We start from the raw sequence: 21,495 nt of genomic DNA, 5'->3' as shown, positions 1-21,495 counted from the left end.
AAGGCTGACCGGTCTACCCCCTGGGAACGTCCAGCTCGATCCACGCCGGCGCGTGATCGCTCGCGCCGGTGCGCCCGCGCACGTCGCGGTCCACGCCGGCGCTGCGAAGCAGCGGTGCGAGTTCGGCGTTCAGCAGCAGGTGGTCGATGCGAAGGCCGGCGTCGCGCGGATAGCGGTTGCGCCAGTACGTCCAGAAGGTGAAGGGCACGCGGTCGGGATGGCACGCGCGGATCGCATCGGTCCAGCCCTGCTTGAGCAGTTGCGCGAACGCCGCGCGGCTCTCGGGCTGCAGCAGCGCGTCGTCGCGCCACGAGGCCGGGTTGTAGATGTCGGCATCGGTCGGCACGACGTTGTAGTCACCGGCCAGCACGACCGGCATGCCGCTCGCAAAGAGTTTCTTCGCGTGCCTGTTGAAGGCCTCGAACCACTGCAGCTTGTAGTCGAACTTCGGGCCCGGCTGCGGATTGCCGTTGGGCAGGTAGAGGCAGCCGATCAGCACGCCGTCGACCACCGCCTCGATGTACCGGCTCTGGGTGTCGGCCTCCATGCCCGGCAGGCCGCGGCCGGTGTCGATCGGCTCTTTTCCGCGCGCGAGGATGGCGACGCCGTTCCATGCGCGCTGCCCGTGGGCGACGATGCCGTAGCCCGCGGCCCGGATGGCATCGACCGGCAGGTTGGCGTCAGGGCTCTTGAGCTCCTGCAGGCAGGCGACGTCGGGTTTCGATTCGGCGAGCCATTCGAGCAGGCGGGCGAGGCGGCTGTTGACGCCGTTGACATTGAAGGTCGCGATCTTCATCTCGGGCGAGCGGGGAGGGAGCCGAGAGGGCTGGCCACCGTGGCCGCGCGCCTAACTGACGCGCTTCTCGATCGGGTCGGCAGGCGGTCGCGAGAGAAGCTCGAAGGCCGGGCGATGCCCGCGCGCGCGCTGCACCGGTACCGGTGCAACCGCGCTGGGTTGCGGCGACGCTTGGCCGAGCGTGCTCCACAGGCTGGCGAACCGAACGTCCGCCTCTTTGCGCAGCCTGGCGATCTGCTCGATGCGGTTGTCCGGAATGCTGAGGCGTCCGCCCTGCGTGCGTTGGTGAAGCTGGTGGATGGCCGTGTAGGCGGCAGTTTCCGCCGCCATCCAGGCGACGAATGAAGCAGGGGTGGGTTCTTCGGCCATCGGTTTCCTTCGGTGATGTCTGCGCGCGGCGACACCGAATCTAGAGGCCTTCCGGCAGTCTCTTGTAGGCCGGCGCCGCCAAGGCGCGCACGAATTCGCCGTCGCCGCGTCGTGCGGACGCCCGGCGGCTGAACTGCCGTCAGCCGCCGGTTGCCTCGGCCTTCTCATGGCCGCGGCGGCGGCGCTCGGCCCGCGTGCGCTCGAGCGTGGCGTGGCTGTTCCTGGCCGCGGCTTCGCAGCGCTCGTGCAGGGCGGTCAGCTCGTGGTCGGTGAGCTTCTCGATGCCCATGAATTCGTTCTGGGCGTTGGAGCTGCGGATCAGTTCGTCCAGCTTCGTCTGCAGCGCAACGCCGTCGCGGTTCTGTGTGTTCTGGATCAGGAACACCATGAGGAAGGTGACGATGGTCGTGCCGGTGTTGATGACCAGCTGCCAGGTTTCCGAGAAGCCGAAGAACGGCCCGGCCACCGCCCAGGCGATGACCACGACCACGCACGCGAGGAAGGTGAGCGGGCTCCCCGCGATGTGCGCGATCTTGTTGGCGAACGAGGCGAACAGGCGGTCCATGAATGAAGTCTCTCCTTGCGCTGAAGGTGCGCGCGGGCGCGGCGGCCGTGCGTCGTCCGGCGCCGCGAGAGAGGCTTCATGGAGATGCTGCGAATGCGTGGGTGCGTGCGCCACGCATGGCGCGACCGAACGACTGCCGTGGAAAACAGCCTTCCCGGGACGCCTGGCCCCGGTCGCTCAAACGCCTTCGATGACCCGCAGATCCCGTTCGGCGCCGTCGCCCAGCGCGGCAAGCGCGGCCTGGTAGTCGGGGCTGTCATGCGTAGCCGTCGCCTGTTCGATGCTGTCGAATTCGATCAGCACGGTGCGTTCGGCCAAACCGAATTCGTAGACCTTGGCCGGCAGGCCGCGCGCGAGAAAGCGCCCGCCGCCGGCAGTGATCGCCGGGCCGGCCAGTTTCGCGTAGGCCGCGAGTTTGTCGGCGTCCTTGACGGCACGGTATGCACTGACCCAATAGGCTTTTGCCATGGTGATTTCTCTCTGGTTGATGGATGAAGGAATGAATGATGTCTCGACCCGTGTGGCGTCGATTTCGAATTTGGCGCCGTGCAGGTTCAGGCCACGTCGTCCATCGATGGAACGCCCGGTTCGTTGCAGCACACCACCAGGATCTGCGCGCCTTCGTCGCCGCCGTTCACGTAGAGGTGGCCCAGTCCGCTGTCGAAGTAGATGCTGTCGTGCTTCTCGAGCCGCTCGACGCGCCCATCGACGAAGTGCATCTCCAGCGCACCGTCCAGAACGAAGATGAATTCCTCGCCCGGATGCCGGCTGAACTCGCCGGGCCGAAGCACCGAGTGGGCCTCGACGCGGCCGAGCATCGGCGTCATCTTCTTGGTCGTCACCTGCGTGGCCAGCATGCCGTACAGGTAGCGTTCGGAGTGGTATTCGACGACGTCCTGGTTGCGCGTCACCACCACGCTGCCTGCGATGAAGCCGGCCGGCTGGCTGCCGAACAGCGTCGACAAGTCCAGCTGCAGCGCCGCCGCCAACGCGGCGAATTTTTCGTAGCTGAGCGCAAGCAGGCCGCGCTCCGCCTTGGAGATGGAAGCCACCGAGACCTGCGACTTGATCGCCAGTTCGGTCAAGGTCAGCTGCTGCGCCAGGCGAGCGCTGCGCAGCCGCGCACCCAGCTCTGTCTTGTCCAGGACGATGCCGTGTCCGGGGGCGCTGGAGGAGGAAGAGGGCGGGGTCGAGGAGGCGATGGAAGGCTCCATAAAAATTTTCTTATCTGAAAATTTTCGCATATGATAATTCTGTGAACACGTCTATTGTCCCTTCCGCAGCACCCATTTCCCTCCCGTGGATCGAGAAGTTGATCCGCTTCGACACGACCAGCTTCGCGTCGAATCTCGGCCTCATCGAGACGGTCCGCGATCACCTGGAGCAGCAGGGCTACACCTCGACCCTGACCTACGAGCCCACCGGGAGGAAAGCCAATCTCTTCGCCACCATTCCCGCGGCGGACGGTGCCACGCAGGGCGGCATCGTGCTCTCCGGCCACACCGACGTGGTGCCGGTTAAGGGCCAGGACTGGGACAGCGACCCCTTCGATCCCACGGTGCGCGACGGCAAGCTCTTCGGGCGCGGGGCCTGCGACATGAAGGGCTTCATCGGCGTGGCGCTGGCGATGCTGCCGGAGATGAAGGCGGCGCGCCTGAGGGAACCGATCCACTTCGCGTTCTCGTGCGACGAGGAACTGGGCTGCATCGGCGCGCCCTACATGCTGGACGACCTGAAGGCCCGCGGCATCCATGCCAACGGCTGCATCGTCGGCGAGCCGACCGACATGCGCGTCATCGTCGCGCACAAGGGCATCAATGCCTACCGCTGCCGCGTCCACGGGCACGCGGCGCATTCCTCGCTCACGCCGCAGGGGCTCAACGCCATCGAGTACGCGGCCCGGCTGATCTGCTTCATTCGCGACCAGGCCGACAAGTTTCGCGGCGAGGGCCCGTTCGACGAGGCCTTCGACGTGCCTTTCACCACGCTGCAGACCGGTGTCATCAACGGCGGCATCGCGGTCAACACCATTCCGGCGCACTGCGAGTTCAGCTTCGAATACCGCAACCTTCCGGGCGTGGACAGCGCGCCGATCATCGCGCGCATCAAGGACTACGCCGCCCACACGCTGCTGCCGCAGATGAAGGGCGAGCACGCCGGCGCCGCCATCGAGTTCGACCTGCTGGCCACCGCGCCCACGCTGGACGCATCGGAGCAGGCCGCCATCACGCAACTGGTCCGGGCGCTCACGCACGACCGGAGCGTGCGCAAGGTGGCCTACGGCACCGAGGCCGGATTGTTCGAGCGCATGGGCATCCCATCCGTCGTCTGCGGCCCCGGCAACATCGAGCAGGCGCACAAGGCGAACGAGTTCGTCACGCTCGCGCAGGTGGCGCAATGCGAAGCCTTCCTGCGCAAGCTGATCCACAGCATGTCGACCGCCGCCTGAACACCCCGAAGGCGCGCGGAGCAGGGCGGGACACAAGAAAAAACCAACAGAGACAAAAAAGGAAATTTCCATGACCCACGCTCAAAGCCTGCAAGGCGGCATCGCCCGGCCCGCAGCTTCCCCCCATCCCGACGCGCCGCCGTGGCGCGCGGTCATCTCGGCGTCCATCGGCAATGCGCTGGAGTGGTTCGACCTGGTGGTGTACGGCTTCTTCGCCGCTACGATTTCCAAGCTCTTCTTTCCCACGGGCGACGACACGGTGTCGCTGTTGCTGACGCTGGGCACCTTCGGCGTGTCCTTCTTCATGCGGCCGCTGGGCGCGATCGTCATCGGCGCCTATGCCGACCGTGCCGGCCGCAAGGCCGCGCTCACGTTGTCGATCATGCTGATGTTCACGGGCACCTTGCTGATCTGCATCGTGCCCACGTACAGCAGCATCGGGTTGCTCGCGCCCGCGGTGCTCGTCGTCGCACGCATGATCCAGGGCCTCTCTGCCGGCGGTGAGTTCGGCAGTGCCACCGCCTTTCTTGCAGAGCACGCGCCCCGGCGGCGCGGCTTCTTCTCCAGCTGGCAGGTCGCCAGCCAGGGCCTGACCACCTTGCTGGCCGCCGGTTTCGGCGCCGTGCTCACGAGCACGCTCACGGCCGAGCAACTGGCCTCCTGGGGCTGGCGCGTGCCGTTCATCTTCGGCCTGCTGATCGGGCCGGTCGCTTACTACATCCGCCGCAACGTCGACGAGAGCCCCGAGTTCTCCAGCATCGAGGCCACCACCACGCCGCTGCGCGACACCCTGAGCCACCAGAAAGAGCGCCTGCTGCTGGCCGTGGGCATCGTTGTGCTGGGCACCGTGGCCACCTACCTGGTGCTCTTCATGCCCACGTACGGCGTCAAGCAACTGGGCCTGCCGGCGTCGGTGGCCTTCACGGCGACCATGATGGTCGGCGTGATCCAGATGTTCTTCTCGCCCGTCGTGGGCCATCTGTCGGACAGGATCGGCCGCGTGCGCATCATGCTGATCGCCGGCGTGCTGCTGCTGCTGGCCATCTACCCGATGTTCGCGCTGCTGGTGAGCCGGCCGAGCTTCGGCACGCTGCTGCTGGTGGAGATCGTGCTGGGTTGCCTCATGACCGCGTACTTCGCGCCGGTGCCGGCGCTGTTGTCCGAGTTGTTCCCGACGCAGACCCGCACCACGGGCCTGTCCCTGAGCTACAACACGGCCGTCACGATCTTCGGCGGCTTCGCGCCGTTCATCCTGACCTGGCTGATCAGCGTGACCAACGACAAGCTGTCGCCCAGCTACTACCTGATCTTCGCCGCGATCATCAGCATCGTCGCGCTGGTGTTCACGCGCATCCGGTTGGGCTTCAAGTGACCGGCGTGCGCGTTCATTCCACGATCTTTCCATGACCCCGACCCCAACCTCAACCCCCACCCTCATCGACGGCCAGCCGGTGCCGACGCTCGACGCCATCCGCGAACTCGCCGCCGCCTTGCAGCCCTACGTGTTCACCACGCCCACGCTGGACAAGGACGCGATTTCCACGCTGCGCGATGCGCGCATCAATTTCAAGTTCGAGCTGCTGCAGGCCAGCGGCACCTTCAAGGCGCGCGGCGCCTTCTCCAACCTGCTGTCGCTCGATGCTGCGCAGCGCCAGGCCGGCGTGACCTGCGTGAGCGCGGGCAACCATGCCGTCGCGGTCGCCTATGCCGCGATGAAGCTGGGCATCAGCGCCAAGGTGGTGATGATCAAGACCGCCAGCCCGTTTCGGGTGGCGCTGTGCCACCAGTACGGCGCACAGGTCGTGATGGCCGACAACGGCCCGGCCGCGTTCGAGCAGGTGCACCAGATCGAGAAGGAAGAAGGGCGCTTCTTCGTGCATCCGTTCAACGGCTACCGCACCGTGCTGGGCACGGCCACGCTCGGCCTTGAATGGGCGAGCCAGGCGCCGGACCTCGACGCGGTGATCATTCCTGTCGGCGGCGGCGGATTGGCGGCGGGCGTGTCCACCGCGTTCAAGCTGATGCAGCCGGACTGCAAGGTCTACGGCGTGGAGCCCGAGGGCGCCGACGGCATGAGCCAGAGCTTCAAGGCCGGCCACCCGATCAAGATGGGGCCGATGCAGGGCATTGCCGACAGCCTGATGGCGCCGCACACAGAGGCCTACAGCTACGAGCTCTGCCGCCGCAGCATCGACCAGCTCGTGACGGTGTCCGACGACCAGATCCGCCGCGCCATGGTCCACCTGTTCGAGGAGCTCAAGCTTTCGCCGGAGCCCGCGTGCGCGGCCGCCACGGCGGCGCTGCTCGGCCCCTTGCGCGACCAGCTCCAGGGCCAGCGCGTGGGCGTTCTGCTGTGCGGCACCAACACCGACCTGGGCACGCTCACCCGGCACCTGGACGCGGCCCGGGCGCTTGCATGAGAGAGGGTGCAGGCGCGCCCGTTCTCTTTCTCGGCCAACAGGACATCGCGCGCCTGCTGAGCGTTGCGGATTGCATCGACCTCATGGCCGACGCGATGGCCGCGCTCGCACGCGGCGAGGTGCACCAACCGCTGCGCCAGATCGTGCGCCCGCCGGACGCCAAGGGTCTTCTGGGCCTGATGCCCGCCTACATCGGCGGCACCGAGCCTGTGTACGGCGCCAAGACCGGCGGCTTCTTTCCGGGCAACAGCGCGATCGGGATGGACCCGCACCAGGGCTGCGTTCTCTTGTTCAGCGGCGAGACCGGCGCGCTCATGGCGGTCATGTCTGCGTCCGAGATCACCGGCATCCGCACCGCCGCGATGACCGGCCTGGCCACGCGCCTGCTCGCGCGGCCCGAGGCCAGCCGCCTGGCTTTGATCGGCAGCGGCCACCAGGCCCATTGGCAATTGCAGGCCGTCGCGGCGGTGCGCACGCTGTCCTCGGTCAAGGTTGCGGCACGCAGCATGGCCAGCGCGCGAAGCTTTGTCGAAGCGCACCAGCCTTCCTATGGTTTTGCGATGGAAGCGGTGGACTCGGTGGAGGCCGCAGTGCATGACGCCGACATCGTCGTCACTGTCACGAGCGCGCGCGAACCCATCCTGCAGCGGCAATGGATCGCGCCGGGCACGCACATCAATGCAGTGGGCTCCAGCACGCCGTCGCATTGCGAGATCGCGCCGGCGCTGATGGCGCATGCCTCCCTGTTCGTCGACAGGCGCGAGTCCACGCTGAGCGAATCGGGCGACTATCTGAATGCATTGCACGCCGGCTTGGTCACGCCGGCAAGCTTGCTCGCAGAGATCGGTGAACTGGTCACCGGCCTGCACGCGGGCCGCTCGAGTGCAGATGAAGTGACGCTGTTCAAGTCGCTGGGCATGGCGCTCGAGGATGTGGCGGCGGCGCGGTGGCTGTTCCAGAAGGCGCGGTCTTCCGACGTTGGGACCTGGTTGATTCAATAACCAGCACCGACTTATGACGCGCCTATTTCTATGGAAGTCATGGTCGAAGGCAAGGCAGGCGACTGCGCCGCTCAACGGTTCAATCGGCCGATTTCTTGCGCGCCCGCAAGCCTTCCCATCCAAGCACGGCAATGGCGCAGAGAGCGCCGTACAGATGCCCTTCGGCCACGACGTGGCCACCGATCAACTCGCTTGCCGCACCCGGTGACTCGAACAGCATTTGCCATGCGATGCGAGCGCAGACGAAGGCAAGCGCGAGCCGCGGCACGAGGCCGCCGCGCCAGGCTCGCGGTGCCAGCACCCAGACAAACAACCCATACAACACGCCCGACAAGCCTGCGTAGTCCCCGACCCGGGGCGACGCCAGCAGCAGCAACAGGCCAACACCGAGCGCCAACGCGCCAATGGCGCTGGCCCATTCGCGCCAGGACCGGGTGTCGGCAGCGAAAACCGCGCACACGGCCAGCCCGGCCAGGTTCAGCAGGCAGTGCGCCCAACCGAGGTGCACGAAGTTTGAAGTAACCAGCCGCCACCACTCTCCCGCGAAAACGGCCTGCCGCTCATAGCGCAGCAGTTCGTACACCGGCGCGCCGCCCATCTGAAAAAGCACGATCAGAAAGGCCAACGCCACGGGTGTAAGCAAGTTCAAAAACGTTGAACGGGATGGGTGCGCGCGCATGTTTTATGCCTTGTTGAGAAGTTGCTTATCTGCTCATATTTTCCATTGAAAGGAAAATGAAAGGATTAGATACTGATGCTGGAAATTGCTGATTTCCAACCTCCATCTAACTCACCAACTCACTATCGATGAACATTAAAACCAACAAAGGCCAGTATGTCCGAGTCGCACGCTGGTCCATCGTTCTCGCGGCGGCCATCACCGCCTGCAACATGGTGTCGGCCGCCGACCCTTCGGACACGTCCGGCTGGGGCAAGGTCTACTCGATCGTCGTTCCGTATTCCAACGACAACGACCTCAACGCCCTGACCCGACTGATCGACCACCCCTACGTGGACCAGAAGGCCCGCACGGTCTCCGCGGAGGTCGGTGCGGAGGAGCTTGCCAAGCTGCAGGCGCTGGGGCTGACGGTACGGATCAACGAAGCCGAGACGGCGCGCATCGGCGAATTCATCGCCGAGCGCACCAAACCTTCGAGCGCGGGGCAGGTCGGCTCGCAGAAGATCTCCGACGGTGGCTCGCACTCCCTGTGCTACCGCACCGTCGGACAGGTCTACACCTCCTTCGATGAACTGGCCGCCAAGTATCCGAAGCTGGTCAAGGTGCAGACGCTCGGCAAGACCTGGCTGGGCACGAAGTACAAGAAGCCCGGCACGGACACCGCAGACAACTCGGCCTCTTCGTTCGGCAACCTCCTGGCCAAATACCTGCCGCTGAGCGTGATCCAGCTCTTCAACCTGAGCCTGTTCCCGCAGGAGCCGTATCCGATCAAGGTGATCGTGGCCGGCAACTTCGAGAAGCAGGACGCACAGGCGGAGAAGCCGCCGAACATGGTGTGGACCGGCGGCATCCATGCGCGCGAATACGCGCCGCAGGAAGTGGGCATCAAGTACATCGAGTGGATGCTCGCGAACTACGAGACCGATGCGAATGCCCGCATGATGCTGGACACCAATCGCTATCACTTCGCCGTGCACAACCCCGACGGCCGCTCGATCGCCGAGCAGCAGGTGTCCGCCAGCCAGCGCAAGAACACCGACTACGAGGTCGCGGCCTGCAGCACCAACGCATCGCGGGGCGGCGTCGACCTGAACCGCAACTACCCGTTCGGCTGGCGCACCGGAGGCCCGGGCGCCTCCGACAACAAGTGCGCGGAGGACTATCGCGGCACCGCGCCCGTCTCCGAACCTGAAACGCAGGCGGTGCTGGACTATGTGCGCGGCACGTGGAACCAGGCCGCCTGCAAGTGGGAAGGCGGCGCGCTGCCCGATGGGCGGCCGAAGAACGCGAACTACTGCAACGCGCAGAACCGCGACAACGGCGGCGCCGGCGAGTTCGACTGGAAGACCGGTGCCGACGAGAACTACGGCGGCGGCATCTTCATCGACCTGCACAGCAATGCGCGCGCCATCCTGTGGTCGTGGGGCGTCACGCGCTCGGAGAACGACGGCAGCATCCAGACGCCGAACAACCTCGGCCTGGCCACCATCGCGCAACGCCTGGCCTATCACAACAAGTACTCGGCGCAGCAAGTGCTCGGCTACGACACCGAAGGAACGACCAAGGACGCCATCTACGGCTACCTGGGTGCGCCTTCCTACACGGTGGAGATGGGCCGCTCGTTCTACGAGACCTGCGACAACTTCAACAAGGAGGTCTATCCGGAGAACTTCAACGGGTTCCATTACCTCAGCCGCATCCTGTATCGCCCGTACCAGCTGCCGCAGGGGCCGGACACGGTGGACGTGAAGATCGCCGCCGATGCCATCGCGGTGGGTGCACAGGCCGCGGTAACGGCGACGGTGGACGACAACCGCTACCTCTATTCCAAGCCTGGTCAATCCGATATTCCCGCACCGCCGGTGCCCGTCATCAAGAACATCAAGACGGCGATGGCCTACATCGACAAGCTGCCCTGGGAAGCCGGAGCGGTCGGCATTCCGCTGACGCTGGCGGCATCGGAGCATGCCAGCGCCGAATTCCCGGAAGCCACCAAGACCGCGAGCGGCATGCTCGACACCACGGGCCTGGTCGCCGGGCGGCACATGGTCTACGTGCAAGGCACCAACGCCGACGGCAAGCCGGGTTCGGTGTCGGCGGCATTCCTGAACGTGAAGGCAGCGGACACAACCACGCCACCCACGGGCGGCGACACCTCGACGCCTCCGCCGGGCGGAGCCATCGCGATGCCGTTCGGCAAGCGCGGTGGTGGCGGCTCGCTGGGCTGGGGTGACTTTGCGCTCGTGCTGTTGGGCTTGGCTGGTATCGCCGGCGCACGCCGCAAACGCGGCTGAAGTTGGACGCTGCGTGCCGCGTGCACGCAATGGAGCAAAGCCCGGAGCACCTCGGTGACCCGGGCTTTTTTTCGTGGCGCGCAGTCGACTTGCAAGGGTTCCATCGAGGTGCAACGCGCGCACAGACCGGCCGCGCCCACATCATCAACCGCCCGTTTCACGCCCTCTGCGCGATCCGCACGATGGCGTCGTAGATCTCGTTCTCCGCATCCACCGGATCGAACTCGCCCGCGGCCGCCGCGAACGACACGGCTTCCGCCGCGCCCAGCATCGCGCGCATCGCTGCCGGCGCTATGGGCCGCTTCGCAAACGGCTGCAGCGCGTCCCGGCACTTCACCGAGAACTCGGCCTCCAGCTCCTTCTTCAAGGCATCGAGTTCGGGCGAGCCGGCCAGCGCGGCGCTGACGCCGGGCATTTCGTGCCCCATCTCCATGACGCAGTTGACATAGGCGGCGGCAATCACCCTCGCCACCGCCGGGAGCGTCTTTCCCGATGCCCGCAGGGCCTCGTCCATCAGCGCGTGCTGCCGGCTGTCGTATTCGCCATAGAGGACGCCGAGCAGGCCCGTGCGCGTGCCGAAATGGTCGTACACGACCGGCTTGGTCACCCCCGCGCGCTCGGCCAGATAGCCCAGCGTGAGCGCATCGGTTCCTTCGCTGCGCACGATGGCCCACGCGACGTCCAGCAGCTGGCGGCCGCGCGCGTCCTTGGGAAGTCGCTTCTTCGGTGCGACTGGCACAACCGGTTCCGTCTGCTTGCTTGACATTCTTAAATTACCAAAGGTAACCTACTAAAAGTATTTTACACCCACCCCCAAAGGACCCGCCATGCATGCTCTCATCGTCGTCAGCCATCCCGATTCCCGGTCCCTCACGCACGCCGTCGCGCGCTCGTTTGCCGAGGGCGTTGCGGAGTCCGGCGCGCACACCGCCGAGATCGCCGACATCGCCGCGGAAGGCTTCCAGCCGGACTTCAACCAGGCCGACCGCGCCGCCTATTTTCTCCAAGCACCGTTGCCATCTGACATCCCGCGCGAGCAGGCGCGCATCGACCGGGCCGACGCGCTCGCGCTGGTCTATCCCATCTACTGGTGGTCGTTCCCCGGCCAGCTCAAAGGCTGGATCGACCGCGTATTTTCCAACGGATGGGCCTATGACGAGGCGCCGGACGGCACGCTCGGAAAGCGGCTCGGCCGCCTCGACGTCCACCTGATCGGCATCGGCGGCGCGGACGGGGGCACCTACGCGCGGCATGGCTACGACAAGGCGATGCGCACGCAGATCGACCACGGCATCTTCGATTTCTGCGGCGCGCGCGTCGTCACCTCGGAGTTCCTGCTCGATGTGAATGGGCAGGGCGGGGCGTCTCACATCGTCACTGCGCGAGCCCTCGGCGGCAACGCGTTTGCAGCTAACGCAAACCAGAAGGTCTCACCGACCGTGTCCTCGCTTTGAATCTGTCGAATGCATAGACCGGAGCGTTGAAAAAACCGTCCATCCCGCTCGATCTAGACTCCGATTTTTTCCCGATATGTGACACCGTTGAAAAAGGAGCCGAAGGCCATGACAGTCAAGCGAATGGACAACATCCTGATCGTTGTCGACGATCTCGAAGCGGTGAAGGCGTTCTTCATCGAATTGGGTCTCGAGCTCGAGGGCCAATCCATGGTGGAAGGGCCTGCTGTCGGGAGCCTCATCGGGCTTGGCGACGTCCGGGCCACGCTCGCGATGCTGCGCACGCCCGATGGGCAGGGCATCGAGCTCGACAAATTCCACATGCCAGAGGCAGTCAGGTTCGGGCCGGTGGATGCGCCGGTGAACACCTTGGGTCTTCGTCGCATCATGTTTGGCGTCGACGACATCGATGCTGTCGTTGCGCGGATGCAGGCCCATGGCGCAGAAATCATTGGCCAGATGCAGTACGGGGAGTCGTACCGGCTCGCCTATATCCGTGGGCCCGAGGGCATCATCGTCGCGCTTGCCGAGAAGCTCGGCTGAGGGTGGGCGGCTCGCCCGCGCGGCGCGCCGATGCACCGGACACGAGCAAGTCCGTCAGATCGAAGCTGGCGTGCCGTCGGACTGCGGCATCAGATGCGTACTCTGCGCCGTGGCGAGGCCCCGCTCGATCATCTGCGTGAGCGATTCGGCGATGAGCTGCGCGCTCCACGCGCCCTCCGGCGAATACCACTTGCGAACCCAGTTCAGCGCGCCCAGCGCGAGGAACACGGCGATCTTCTCGTTGCAGGGAACGATGCTGCCGTCGGCGATGCCTTCGGTCACGAACGAGCGCAGTGCAACCTCGAACTCGTCGCGCCGCTTGATGATGGCCTTGGCGTGCGCCGGCTTGAGCGCGTTTTCCTCGAGCAGCACGACGAAGGCGCCGCCCTCCATCAGCATCTGCTCCAGATAGTGCTGCAGCGTGTTGCGCAGCTTTTCGAGGCCTGTGCCACCCGCGCCGCGGGCGTGCTCCAGGCTTTCGAAGGCGCCGTCCATGGCCCAGTCGTGACAGAAGTAGAGCAGGTCTTCCTTGCTCGGCACATAGGTGTAGAGCGCGGCCTTGGTCACGCCCAGCTTCTTTGCGATGTCGTTGAGCGACGTGCCGTGAAAGCCCTGCTTGTTGAACGCAGCGGCTGCTTCATGCAACAGCGCTTCTCTTTTGCTCTGGCGCTGCTGCTCTGCAGCAGGAACGACGTTCTTCCACATGCTCATTGTTGTTGACTCTCTGGTTGTCGTGCTGCCACGCCGTGGGCGCAGGCGAACGCGTTGGCCGAATGATACCGGGGGACCTTTGCAGGCCGGCACCGGGACTCGCTGGTCACAGACGATACGCCCGGAAACATACCGGCGGTCGTCAAACTAACCGCGTGGTTACCCTGATGACGTTGCGGTTAGTTGCCTCCTATGATGAGTTCATTCGAACAGCCCTGGAGACACCGCATGACCGCTTTTCATCGAGGTATCCGCGCCCGGCGCCTGGCCGCTGGCGCAGCCATCGGCCTGGCGGCGTTTGCTGCTCACGCGGCCGATCCGATCCGCATCGGCTTCACCGGGCCGCTGTCGGGTTCGCTCTCGCTGCTCGGAAACGGCGTGCGCGATGGCCTCCAGACGGCCGTGGAGAAGGCCAACGCCCAAGGCGGCGTGAACGGCCGCAAGATCGAACTGATCGCCGAAGACGACGGCTATGACCCCACCCGCACGCTGGCCGCCGCCAAGAAGCTGGCCGAGCAGGACAAGGTGCTCGCGCTCGTGGCCCCCACCGGCACGCCGAACGTGGCCGCGCTCGTGCCGTACGCCACCGAGCGCAAGCTGCCGATCCTGTCGCCCTATGCCTTCAGCAACACGCTGACCACGCCGACCAAGCGCTACGTCTTCACCACGCTGCCCGAGGTGCGGGTGCAGGCGAACGTGCTGGGCGACTACCTCGTCACCGAGCTCAAGCAGAAGAAGATCGCCGCGGTCTACCAGAACGACGACTTCGGCCAGGATGCCGTCGCCGGCCTGGAGGCGCGGATGAAGAAGGAAAACGTTCCGCTCACCAAGCTGCCCTTCGACCGCGGCACCACCAACTTCAGCGGCGTGGTGGCGCAGGCGCGCCAATCGGGCGCCGACAACGTCGTGTTCCTGGGCATCCCGCGCGACGCCGCGCTGGTGATGAAGGAAGCCAACAAGATGGGGTGGAAGCCCCAGTTCAGCGGCCATAGCGCGCTGGGCGATCCGCAGACATTCGCGCTGGCCGGCACCACGCTGGTCGAAGGCGCGATCGCGGTGGCGGTGATGGAGCCGCTCGATTCGAAGAAGCCGCAGGTCGCCGAGTTCATGGCCGACCAGAAGAAGTTCCTGCCCAAGACCAATCCCACCACCTACAGCCTGCACGGCTACACCGCCGGGCGCATCTTCGTGGAGGCGCTGCGCAGCATCAAGGGCAACGTGGACGGCGAAGCGCTGGTGGCCGCGCTGGAGGCCATGAAGAACTACGACACCGGCCTGATGGCGCCCATCACCTTCAGCAAGGAGCAGCATGCCGGCAGCCTGAGCGTGGCCTTCATGCGCGCCAAGGAAGGCAAGTGGCAGATCGTGTCCGACTGGATCAAGGCAGACTGACTTGACCGCCTGGCTCTCCCTGGAAGACGCGCTCGCGCCGGTCACACACGGCACGCGCATGGCCATCGGCGGCATGACGCTGTACCGGCGGCCCGTCGGCGCCGCGATGGCGCTCGCGCGCGCCGGCATCCGCGACCTCGACGTGCTCACGCTCACCGCCGGCATCGAGACCGACCTGCTGATCGGCGCCGGCTGCGTGCGCGTTCTGCGCAGCTGCTACACCGGGCTGGAGATCGCAGGGCTCGCGCCGCACTACACCCGTGCGGCCCGCGCCGGCACGCTCCAAGTCGTCGAGGAAACCGAATACACCCTGAGCCTGGCGGTGCAGGCGGGCGCCATGCGCGTGCCGTTCCTGCCGATGCTGGACACGCTGGGTGCGACAGGCATCCACCGATCGCGTCCCGACCTCAAGCGCTTTGCCTGTCCGCTCACCGGCGATTCGCTCGTCGCCGTGCCCGCGCTGCGTGCCGATGTCGCGCTGATCCACGCCGCGGCGGCCGACGAAGACGGCAACTGCTGGCTGCCCGGCCAGCTCGCGCTCGATCCGCAGCTGCCGTTCATCGCCACCACCACCATCGTCACGGCCGAACGCCGCGTCGGCACCGCCGAACTGCTGTCGATGCAGGGCGGCACGCGGCTTCCGGCGTACCTGGTCGACCGCATCGCGCTGCTGCCCGGCGGCTCCTGGCCGACCTCGTGCCATCCGCAGCGCGCGCTCGACCTTGCGGCGGTGCTCGACTACGTCGACGCGGCCGACGCGCCGGAAGGCCTGCAGCACTGGCTCGACGCCGCATGGGCCCGCCTGGATTCGCACACACCGGAGCCCTCGCATGCAGGCTGACGCCATCACCACCGCGCGCATCGACCAGATGGTCGTCGCCATGAGCCGTTATGTGAGCGACGGCGACCTGCTCGGCGAAGGCATCGGCACCTTCCTGCCCAACGCCGCCTACATGCTCGCCAAGCACACGCACGCACCGCGCTGCGTGAGCCTGTGCCCCAACGGCAACACCCTCATGCTCGGCACCCGCGTGCTGTCGCTGGGCCGCGACGAGGCCGTCACCGTGCCGCGGGCGCTGTCCTTCTGGACCTACATCGACGTCAACCTCAGCTACATGCCGGGTGCCTTCATCGGCGGGCGCCCGCGCTGGACCGAGTTCATGCGCCCGGCCCAGGTCGATGCCCACGGCTGGAGCAACAACGTGCAGATCGGCCGCGACCCCGCGCACGGCATCCGCCTGCCCGGCGCCGCCGGCATTCCGGACGCGACATCGGTGTCGCGGCGCGTCTTCTATTACGTGCCGCGCCACACGCGGCAGGTGTTCACCGGGCGGCTCGACCATGCCAGCGGCGTCGGCAATCCTCGCCCCGGCGAAGCCGCCTCACCGCATGCGCCCAAGAAGATCGTGGTGGTGACCGAACTGTGCGTGCTGGAGAGCGGCGACGACGGCCGGCTCGGCGTCGCCAGCCTGCACGAGGGCGTGACGCGCGAGGCGGTCGATGCCGCCACCGGCTTCGAACTGGCGTGGCGTCGCGACACCCCGGCCACCGTGCCGCCCACGGCCGCGCAGCGCGCGCTGCTCGAGCGCGAGATCGATCCGCTGGGCCTGCGTTTTCTCGAAGCGCTCTCCGGCCGGGAGCGACGCACGCGCCTGCGCGAACTCATCGCCATCGAAGCGGGGGCGACCGCATGATCGGCGAACTCGTCATCGGCGGGCTGGCCTCGGGCAGCCTCTACGCGCTGATCGGCATCGCGATCGTGCTGGTGCTGCAGTCCACCGACATTCCCAATTTCGCCCAGGGCGAGATGGCGATGTTCTCGGCCTTCGTGGCCTATTGGCTGATGCAGCACTACGGCTTCAGCTGGTGGGCCGCCGTGGGCCTGGCGCTGGTGTTCTCGGTGGTGCAGGGCATCGTGGTGCAGCAGGTGCTGATCCGGCCGCTGCTGGGCGCGCCCGCGCTCAACGCGGTGATCGCCACGCTGGGCCTGAACATCACGCTGCACAGCGTGGCGGGCTTGCTGTGGGGCCATGAGACGGCGATCTTCTCGTCGCCCGCATCCGACCATGCACCGCTCAACATCTTCGGCGTGAACGTGGCGGTCGACAGCGCCAGCACCATCCTGGTGTCGCTCGCGATGATCGTGTGCTTCACGCTGCTGCTCAAGCACACCCGTGCCGGCATCGCATTGCGCGCGGCCAGCCAGAACCAGACCGTGGCGCGGCTCATGGGCATCCGCATCGACCGCGCCTTCGCGCTGGCCTGGGCCATGGGCTCGGTGGCCGGGGCGGTGGCCGGCGTGCTGGTCGCGCCGCTCGTGTTTCTCGACGTGAACATGATGGGGCCGCTGCTCATCAAGGGCTTCGCGGGCGCGGTGCTGGGTGGCCTGTCGTCGCTCACCGGCGTGTTCCTGGGCGGGCTGTCGCTGGGCGTGATCGAGAACCTGATGGGGGCCTACGTCTCGGGCAGCTTCAGCGAGGCGCTGTCCTTCGCGCTCATCATCGCGGTGCTGATCTTCATGCCAGAAGGCGTGTTCGGCCGCATCAAGAAACGCAAGGTCTGAGGGCGCGGCCATGGCACTTCCTACCTCTCCGGTCATGCAGGCGCCAGTAGCGCAGCGCGCAGCGCCCGGCCTTTACCCGCGTCTGCAGCGCCTCGGCCTGTGGGGCGTGGCGGCGGTCGCGTTGCTGTTGCTGCCGCAGTTCGTCGGCGGCTATCCGATCTACCTCGCAAGCCTGGTGGGCGTGTATGCGCTGGTGGCGATCGGCCTGAACCTGCTGGTCGGCTTCAGCGGCCAGATCAGCCTCGGGCACGCGGGTTTCTTCGCGCTGGGCGCGTATGCGTCGGCGCTGCTCGCCTCGCGCGGCGGACTGCCGTTCTGGCTCGCGATTCCGGTGGCCTCGGTGCTCACGGCGCTCATCGGCGCGCTGATCGCCATTCCGGCGCTGCGGCTGAAGAACCTCTACCTGGCCATCGCCACGCTCGGCTTCGGCGTGGTGGTGCAGAAGATGATCTTCGAGTGGCGCGGCCTCACCGGCGGCGGCGCGGGCCTCGAAGTGGCGCCCGCGCACCTGGGCAGCCTGTCGCTGGCGGTCGAGGGGCGCATGTACTACGTGATCCTGCTGGCGGTGGCCTTCGCGCTGTGGAGCTCGGCCAACCTCATCCGCACGCGCACCGGCCGCGCCTTCGTGATCCTGCGCGACAGCGAGATCGCCGCGGCCTGCGTGGGCATCAACGTGGCGCGCTTCAAGGTGATCGCGTTCGCGCTCAGCGCCTTCTACACCGCGGCGGCGGGCGGGCTCATGGCCAACCTGGTGCGCTATCTGAATCCCGAGAGCTTCAATGTCAACCTCTCGATCATGTTCCTCGCGATGATCGTGATCGGCGGGCTCGGGTCGATCCGCGGCGCGCTGCTGGGGGCCGCCTTCTACGTGATCGTGCCGGAGCTGTTCCGCGACATCAAGGATGCGCCGGGCCTGGTGTTCGGTGTGTCGCTCATGCTGGTCATGGTGCTGCTGCCGCGCGGCCTGGCCAGCCTGCGCTGGCTGCGCAAGGCCGCTGCCCGCGCCGGCGACAGTGCACGGGAGGGCAGACCATGACCGCGATGCTCGAAGTCGATGACCTGAGCGTGAGCTTCGGCGGCGTGCATGCGCTGCGCCACGTGAGCTTCAAGGCCGAGGTGGGCGCGATCGTCGGGCTGATCGGCCCCAACGGCGCGGGCAAGAGCACGCTGCTGAATTGCATCTCGGGCATCACCACGCCCAGCGGCGGAGCGATCCGGCTGGACGGCCAGGCGCTGCGCCGCATCACGCCCGACGCGCTGGCCGCGCGCGGCGTGGGCCGCGTCTTCCAGCATCCTGATTTGGTGGGCGAGCTCTCGGTGCTGGACAACCTCCTGATCGCGCGCCACCGGAGCCTGCGCTACGGACTCTTGGCCGAATGGCTGGGTCTGCCGCGCGTGGCGGCCGGCGAGCGCGAGGCCGAGCGCATGGTGCGCGGCGTGGCGGCGCGGCTGGGCCTGGAGCCGCTGCTGCATGCCGCCGCATCGAGCCTGCCCTACGGCCATCGCAAGCTGGTCGAGCTCGGCCGCGCGATGGTGATGGAGTCGCGCCTGTTCCTGCTGGACGAGCCGATCGCCGGCCTCAACGAATCCGAGATCGAGAAGCTCGAGACGATCGTGCGCGCGCTGCGCGAGCAGCCCGGCGTGGCGGTGGTGCTGGTCGAGCACAACATGGGCCTGGTCAAGCGGCTGTGCGACCACGTGGTGGTGCTGGACGCCGGCCAGGTCATTGCGCGCGGCAGTGCCGGCGAGGTGCTCAGCGATCCGAAAGTGCTGTTGGCCTACCTGGGCGAGGAGACGGCCGATGCGCCCTGACAACGGATCGGGATTCGTGCTCGAGGTGCGCGGGCTGTCGGTGCGCTACGGTGCCGTGTCGGCGCTCGACGGCGTCGGCATCCGCGTGCGCAAGGGCGAGCTGGTGGCCATCCTGGGCGCCAACGGTGCGGGCAAGACCACGCTGCTGCGCGCCATCAGCGGGTTGGTGAAGCCGCGCGCGGGCAGCATCTGGCAGGACGGGCGCGAGATCACCGCCATGCCGGCCGAGAAGCGCGTGCGGCACGGCATCGCGCACGTGCCCGAGGGGCGCGGCATGTTCCCCGACCTCACCGTGCGCGAGAACCTGCTGGTGGGCGCCTATGTGCGCGGCGACCGGCGACAGATCGCGCAGGACTGCAGCGCGGTGCTTGAGACCTTCCCCTCGCTCGCCCGGCGCGAGCGCCAGGACAGCTCCACCCTGAGCGGCGGCGAACAGCAGATGCTGGCCATCGGCCGCGCGCTGATGGCGCGCCCGCAGGTGCTGCTGGCCGACGAAGTCAGCCTGGGCCTCGCGCCCGTCATCACCAAGCAGGTGTTCGCCGAGCTCGTGAAGCTGCGCGAGCGCGGCATCACGCTGGTCGTAGTCGAGCAGAACGCCAACCTGGTGCTGCGTATTGCCGACTACGTCTATGTGCTTCAGCATGGGCGCGTGGTGCTGGAGGGGGCGCCCGCCGACATCGCCGCCGCGGGCGGGCTTGCACAGGCTTACCTGGGCGCCTGACCGGGCGCCCATCCGTTCCACAAACGAATCCGGAGAGTTGGAAGTTGCGATGAAGAACCCCCTATCGACGCGTTACCCGATCGAGCACCGGACGATCGGCCGCATGCTGGCCACCCAGGCCGAGGCGCAGGGCGAGCGCCCCTGGATGCGCTGGCAGGACCAGGCCATCAGCTACGCCGAGCTCGAGCGCATGACCAACCGCTACGCGCACAGCCTGCAGTCGCTGGGCATCCGCAAGGGCGACCATGTGGCGGTGCTGCTGCCCAACGGGCCGGCGTTTCTCTGGTTGCTCTGGGGCCTGGGCAAGATCGGCGCGGTGGCGGTGCCGGTGAACACGGCCGCCAAGGGCGAGCTGCTGCGCTATTTCATCGAGCAGTCGGACTCGGCCTGGATCGCCGTGGACGCCGAATTCGCGCCGCGCCTGGCTTCCATCGTGCACGAGCTGCCGGGCCTGCGCGGCGTGATCCTGCAGGGCGGATCGCCCGGCGATGTGCAGGCCGGGGGCCGGCCGGTGATCGACATCGGCGAACTCGCGCGCGGCAGCGATGCCCAACTGCCGCTGGACGCGGTGCGCGCGAGCGACATGCACCTGATCATGTACACCTCGGGCACCACCGGCCCCTCCAAGGGCGTGATGAGCCCGCATTCGCAGGGGCACGGCGTCGGCATTTCGGTGGCGGGCAACTTCGGCTACACCCGCGACGATGTGCTTTATGTGTGCCTGCCGCTCTTCCACGGCAACGCGCTCTGGTATTCCAGCTACGCGGCGCTGGCCGCGGGCGCGGCGGTGGCGCTGGCGCCGCGTTTCTCGGCCAGCCAGTTCTGGCCCGACATCGCGCGCCATGGCGCCACGCAGTTCAACTCGCTCAGCGCGATGACCAACATCCTCTGGAAGCTGCCGCCCACGCCCGAGGAGCAGGGCAGCCGGGTGCGCCAGGCCATGATGGTGCCGGTGCCCACCGCCATCTACGACGAGTTCCAGCAGCGCTACGGCGTGCGCATCACCTCGGTCTATGCGATGACCGAGAACTTCGCGATGACGCTGTTCACGCCCGAGGACCCCGACGACAAGGCCGGCTCCGCCGGCAAGCCGCGCGACGACGTGCGGCTGCGCATCGTGGACGACTACGACGAGCCGCTGCCGGCCGGCGAAGTCGGCGAGATCTGCATGCATGCCACCGAGCCGGGCGCGATGATGCTCGGCTACTACAAGATGCCCGAGGTCACCGCGCGCGAATGCCGCGGCGGCTGGTTCCACACGGGCGACCGCGGCTACCTCGATGGCGACGGCTACCTGTTCTTCGTCGACCGCAAGAAGGAGGCGATCCGCCGCCGCGGCGAGAACATCTCCGCCTACGAGGTGGAGCTGATCCTCTCGCGCCACCCCGAGGTGTACGAGGCGGCGGCCGTGCCGGTGGCCTCCGAGCTGGGCGAGGACGAGGTCATGGTCTACGTGGTGCTGCGCCCCGGCAGCGCGCTCACGCACGAGGAGGTGGTGCACTTCTGCAGCGCCAACATGGCCTATTACATGGTGCCGCGCTTCGTCGATTTCATCCACGCCCTGCCCAAGACCGCGAGCGAGAAGATCGAGAAGTACAAGCTCAAGCAGGATGCGCAATCGCGCCGCGAAGCGCTGTGGGACCGCGAGCGCGAAGGGATCGAGGTGCGGCGCTGAAAGGAAATCGGCGCCCGGTGTGGCGCTGCTTCAGCGCTGCTTCAACGCCGT

23 protein-coding genes are annotated in these 21,495 nt (G+C 67.0%); 15 read left to right on the top strand and 8 right to left on the bottom strand.

Going from position 1 to position 21,495, the window contains the following annotated elements; all coding sequences use genetic code 11:
- Positions 1–13 precede the first annotated feature (13 nt).
- The 5 genes from JC881_RS00930 to JC881_RS00910 form a co-directional block, all read right to left on the bottom strand.
- Positions 14–796 carry an exodeoxyribonuclease III gene (locus tag JC881_RS00930; RefSeq protein WP_198783841.1) on the bottom strand — a complete coding sequence of 261 codons (783 nt, stop codon included), beginning with the start codon at positions 794–796 and terminating at the stop codon, positions 14–16.
- Between the two features lie 51 nt (positions 797–847).
- Complete coding sequence (locus JC881_RS00925; RefSeq protein ID WP_198783840.1) at positions 848–1,165, bottom strand: hypothetical protein; 318 nt, start codon at positions 1,163–1,165, stop codon at positions 848–850.
- 139 nt (positions 1,166–1,304) lie between these two features.
- Positions 1,305–1,730 (bottom strand): low affinity iron permease family protein, encoded by a 426-nt coding sequence (locus tag JC881_RS00920; RefSeq protein ID WP_198783839.1) that lies wholly within the window; start codon positions 1,728–1,730, stop codon positions 1,305–1,307.
- 177 nt (positions 1,731–1,907) lie between these two features.
- Positions 1,908–2,198 (bottom strand): DUF1330 domain-containing protein, encoded by a 291-nt coding sequence (locus tag JC881_RS00915; RefSeq protein WP_198783838.1) that lies wholly within the window; start codon positions 2,196–2,198, stop codon positions 1,908–1,910.
- Between the two features lie 86 nt (positions 2,199–2,284).
- Positions 2,285–2,944, bottom strand: coding sequence for a helix-turn-helix domain-containing protein (locus JC881_RS00910; protein ID WP_233101474.1), 660 nt, complete (start codon positions 2,942–2,944; stop codon positions 2,285–2,287).
- Between the two features lie 20 nt (positions 2,945–2,964).
- On the opposite strand from JC881_RS00910, the gene argE reads away from it, so the two are divergent.
- The 4 genes from argE to JC881_RS00890 all read left to right on the top strand — a co-directional run bounded on the left by argE (position 2,965) and on the right by JC881_RS00890 (position 7,600).
- On the top strand, positions 2,965–4,179 hold the full coding sequence (gene argE / locus JC881_RS00905) for an acetylornithine deacetylase (protein WP_198784856.1): 1,215 nt from the start codon (positions 2,965–2,967) through the stop codon (positions 4,177–4,179).
- 70 nt (positions 4,180–4,249) lie between these two features.
- The gene (locus JC881_RS00900; protein ID WP_198783837.1) at positions 4,250–5,551 is read left to right on the top strand and encodes an MFS transporter; all 1,302 of its coding nucleotides are present in this window, start codon (positions 4,250–4,252) and stop codon (positions 5,549–5,551) included.
- Between the two features lie 31 nt (positions 5,552–5,582).
- Positions 5,583–6,599, top strand: coding sequence for a threonine/serine dehydratase (locus tag JC881_RS00895; protein WP_198783836.1), 1,017 nt, complete (start codon positions 5,583–5,585; stop codon positions 6,597–6,599).
- Positions 6,596–7,600 carry an ornithine cyclodeaminase family protein gene (locus JC881_RS00890; RefSeq protein WP_198783835.1) on the top strand — a complete coding sequence of 335 codons (1,005 nt, stop codon included), beginning with the start codon at positions 6,596–6,598 and terminating at the stop codon, positions 7,598–7,600. Before JC881_RS00895 ends, JC881_RS00890 begins: the two co-directional genes overlap by 4 nt.
- 79 nt (positions 7,601–7,679) lie before the next feature.
- Here the strand turns inward: JC881_RS00890 and rrtA are convergent, their stop codons facing one another.
- Entirely contained in the window at positions 7,680–8,279 is a 600-nt protein-coding gene (rrtA, locus tag JC881_RS00885; RefSeq protein WP_198783834.1) for a rhombosortase, read from the bottom strand.
- Positions 8,280–8,407: 128 nt separating this feature from the next.
- Here rrtA and JC881_RS00880 point away from each other — a divergent pair, with 128 nt between their 5' ends.
- A complete protein-coding gene (locus tag JC881_RS00880; RefSeq protein WP_198783833.1) occupies positions 8,408–10,573 on the top strand; it encodes a M14 family zinc carboxypeptidase in 2,166 nt (721 codons plus the stop codon).
- A gap of 157 nt (positions 10,574–10,730) precedes the next feature.
- On the opposite strand, the gene JC881_RS00875 is transcribed toward JC881_RS00880, so the two are convergent.
- The gene (locus tag JC881_RS00875) at positions 10,731–11,339 is read right to left on the bottom strand and encodes a TetR/AcrR family transcriptional regulator (protein WP_198783832.1); all 609 of its coding nucleotides are present in this window, start codon (positions 11,337–11,339) and stop codon (positions 10,731–10,733) included.
- A 61-nt stretch (positions 11,340–11,400) separates the two neighbouring features.
- On the opposite strand from JC881_RS00875, the gene JC881_RS00870 reads away from it, so the two are divergent.
- The gene (locus tag JC881_RS00870) at positions 11,401–12,027 is read left to right on the top strand and encodes an NAD(P)H-dependent oxidoreductase (protein ID WP_198783831.1); all 627 of its coding nucleotides are present in this window, start codon (positions 11,401–11,403) and stop codon (positions 12,025–12,027) included.
- Between the two features lie 108 nt (positions 12,028–12,135).
- Complete coding sequence (locus JC881_RS00865) at positions 12,136–12,570, top strand: VOC family protein (RefSeq protein WP_198783830.1); 435 nt, start codon at positions 12,136–12,138, stop codon at positions 12,568–12,570.
- Positions 12,571–12,624: 54 nt separating this feature from the next.
- Here the strand turns inward: JC881_RS00865 and JC881_RS00860 are convergent, their stop codons facing one another.
- Positions 12,625–13,281 carry a TetR/AcrR family transcriptional regulator gene (locus JC881_RS00860; protein WP_198783829.1) on the bottom strand — a complete coding sequence of 219 codons (657 nt, stop codon included), beginning with the start codon at positions 13,279–13,281 and terminating at the stop codon, positions 12,625–12,627.
- A 228-nt stretch (positions 13,282–13,509) separates the two neighbouring features.
- Here JC881_RS00860 and JC881_RS00855 point away from each other — a divergent pair, with 228 nt between their 5' ends.
- From JC881_RS00855 to JC881_RS00820, 8 genes are read left to right on the top strand one after another with little or no spacing between them, the layout of a single operon-like run.
- Positions 13,510–14,673, top strand: coding sequence for an ABC transporter substrate-binding protein (locus JC881_RS00855; RefSeq protein WP_198783828.1), 1,164 nt, complete (start codon positions 13,510–13,512; stop codon positions 14,671–14,673).
- Between the two features lies 1 nt (position 14,674).
- Positions 14,675–15,514, top strand: a complete 840-nt coding sequence (locus tag JC881_RS00850; RefSeq protein WP_233101473.1) for a CoA transferase subunit A — start codon at positions 14,675–14,677, stop codon at positions 15,512–15,514.
- Positions 15,504–16,367 (top strand): ketoacid-CoA transferase, encoded by an 864-nt coding sequence (locus JC881_RS00845; RefSeq protein ID WP_198783827.1) that lies wholly within the window; start codon positions 15,504–15,506, stop codon positions 16,365–16,367. Before JC881_RS00850 ends, JC881_RS00845 begins: the two co-directional genes overlap by 11 nt.
- Complete coding sequence (locus JC881_RS00840; protein WP_198783826.1) at positions 16,364–17,236, top strand: branched-chain amino acid ABC transporter permease; 873 nt, start codon at positions 16,364–16,366, stop codon at positions 17,234–17,236. Before JC881_RS00845 ends, JC881_RS00840 begins: the two co-directional genes overlap by 4 nt.
- 10 nt (positions 17,237–17,246) lie before the next feature.
- Entirely contained in the window at positions 17,247–18,272 is a 1,026-nt protein-coding gene (locus JC881_RS00835; protein WP_233101472.1) for a branched-chain amino acid ABC transporter permease, read from the top strand.
- Complete coding sequence (locus JC881_RS00830; RefSeq protein WP_198783825.1) at positions 18,269–19,048, top strand: ABC transporter ATP-binding protein; 780 nt, start codon at positions 18,269–18,271, stop codon at positions 19,046–19,048. The genes JC881_RS00835 and JC881_RS00830 overlap by 4 nt, the downstream gene beginning before the upstream one ends.
- Positions 19,038–19,769, top strand: coding sequence for an ABC transporter ATP-binding protein (locus JC881_RS00825; protein ID WP_233101471.1), 732 nt, complete (start codon positions 19,038–19,040; stop codon positions 19,767–19,769). The genes JC881_RS00830 and JC881_RS00825 overlap by 11 nt, the downstream gene beginning before the upstream one ends.
- Before the next feature lie 49 nt (positions 19,770–19,818).
- Positions 19,819–21,444, top strand: a complete 1,626-nt coding sequence (locus JC881_RS00820) for an AMP-binding protein (protein ID WP_198783824.1) — start codon at positions 19,819–19,821, stop codon at positions 21,442–21,444.
- Positions 21,445–21,495 lie beyond the last annotated feature (51 nt).

The organism is Variovorax sp. IB41, assembly GCF_016405905.1.
GTDB lineage: Bacteria > Pseudomonadota > Gammaproteobacteria > Burkholderiales > Burkholderiaceae_C > Variovorax.
This window is presented reverse-complemented; position numbering and strand designations above follow the sequence as displayed.

What these genes read in the sequence shown, in the direction of transcription:
- JC881_RS00820 (WP_198783824.1), top strand. Translation starts at nt 19,819, where the DNA reads ATGAAGAACCCCCTATCGACGCGTTACCCGATCGAGCACCGGACGATC.
- JC881_RS00840 (WP_198783826.1), top strand. Translation starts at nt 16,364, where the DNA reads ATGATCGGCGAACTCGTCATCGGCGGGCTGGCCTCGGGCAGCCTCTAC.
- JC881_RS00920 (WP_198783839.1), bottom strand. Translation starts at nt 1,730, where the DNA reads ATGGACCGCCTGTTCGCCTCGTTCGCCAACAAGATCGCGCACATCGCG.
- JC881_RS00875 (WP_198783832.1), bottom strand. Translation starts at nt 11,339, where the DNA reads ATGTCAAGCAAGCAGACGGAACCGGTTGTGCCAGTCGCACCGAAGAAG.
- JC881_RS00895 (WP_198783836.1), top strand. Translation starts at nt 5,583, where the DNA reads ATGACCCCGACCCCAACCTCAACCCCCACCCTCATCGACGGCCAGCCG.
- JC881_RS00830 (WP_198783825.1), top strand. Translation starts at nt 18,269, where the DNA reads ATGACCGCGATGCTCGAAGTCGATGACCTGAGCGTGAGCTTCGGCGGC.
- JC881_RS00880 (WP_198783833.1), top strand. Translation starts at nt 8,408, where the DNA reads ATGAACATTAAAACCAACAAAGGCCAGTATGTCCGAGTCGCACGCTGG.
- JC881_RS00835 (WP_233101472.1), top strand. Translation starts at nt 17,247, where the DNA reads ATGGCACTTCCTACCTCTCCGGTCATGCAGGCGCCAGTAGCGCAGCGC.
- JC881_RS00915 (WP_198783838.1), bottom strand. Translation starts at nt 2,198, where the DNA reads ATGGCAAAAGCCTATTGGGTCAGTGCATACCGTGCCGTCAAGGACGCC.
- JC881_RS00845 (WP_198783827.1), top strand. Translation starts at nt 15,504, where the DNA reads ATGCAGGCTGACGCCATCACCACCGCGCGCATCGACCAGATGGTCGTC.
- JC881_RS00910 (WP_233101474.1), bottom strand. Translation starts at nt 2,944, where the DNA reads ATGGAGCCTTCCATCGCCTCCTCGACCCCGCCCTCTTCCTCCTCCAGC.
- JC881_RS00825 (WP_233101471.1), top strand. Translation starts at nt 19,038, where the DNA reads ATGCGCCCTGACAACGGATCGGGATTCGTGCTCGAGGTGCGCGGGCTG.
- JC881_RS00860 (WP_198783829.1), bottom strand. Translation starts at nt 13,281, where the DNA reads ATGAGCATGTGGAAGAACGTCGTTCCTGCTGCAGAGCAGCAGCGCCAG.
- JC881_RS00865 (WP_198783830.1), top strand. Translation starts at nt 12,136, where the DNA reads ATGACAGTCAAGCGAATGGACAACATCCTGATCGTTGTCGACGATCTC.
- JC881_RS00925 (WP_198783840.1), bottom strand. Translation starts at nt 1,165, where the DNA reads ATGGCCGAAGAACCCACCCCTGCTTCATTCGTCGCCTGGATGGCGGCG.
- JC881_RS00930 (WP_198783841.1), bottom strand. Translation starts at nt 796, where the DNA reads ATGAAGATCGCGACCTTCAATGTCAACGGCGTCAACAGCCGCCTCGCC.
- JC881_RS00890 (WP_198783835.1), top strand. Translation starts at nt 6,596, where the DNA reads ATGAGAGAGGGTGCAGGCGCGCCCGTTCTCTTTCTCGGCCAACAGGAC.
- JC881_RS00900 (WP_198783837.1), top strand. Translation starts at nt 4,250, where the DNA reads ATGACCCACGCTCAAAGCCTGCAAGGCGGCATCGCCCGGCCCGCAGCT.
- JC881_RS00870 (WP_198783831.1), top strand. Translation starts at nt 11,401, where the DNA reads ATGCATGCTCTCATCGTCGTCAGCCATCCCGATTCCCGGTCCCTCACG.
- rrtA (WP_198783834.1), bottom strand. Translation starts at nt 8,279, where the DNA reads ATGCGCGCGCACCCATCCCGTTCAACGTTTTTGAACTTGCTTACACCC.
- JC881_RS00855 (WP_198783828.1), top strand. Translation starts at nt 13,510, where the DNA reads ATGACCGCTTTTCATCGAGGTATCCGCGCCCGGCGCCTGGCCGCTGGC.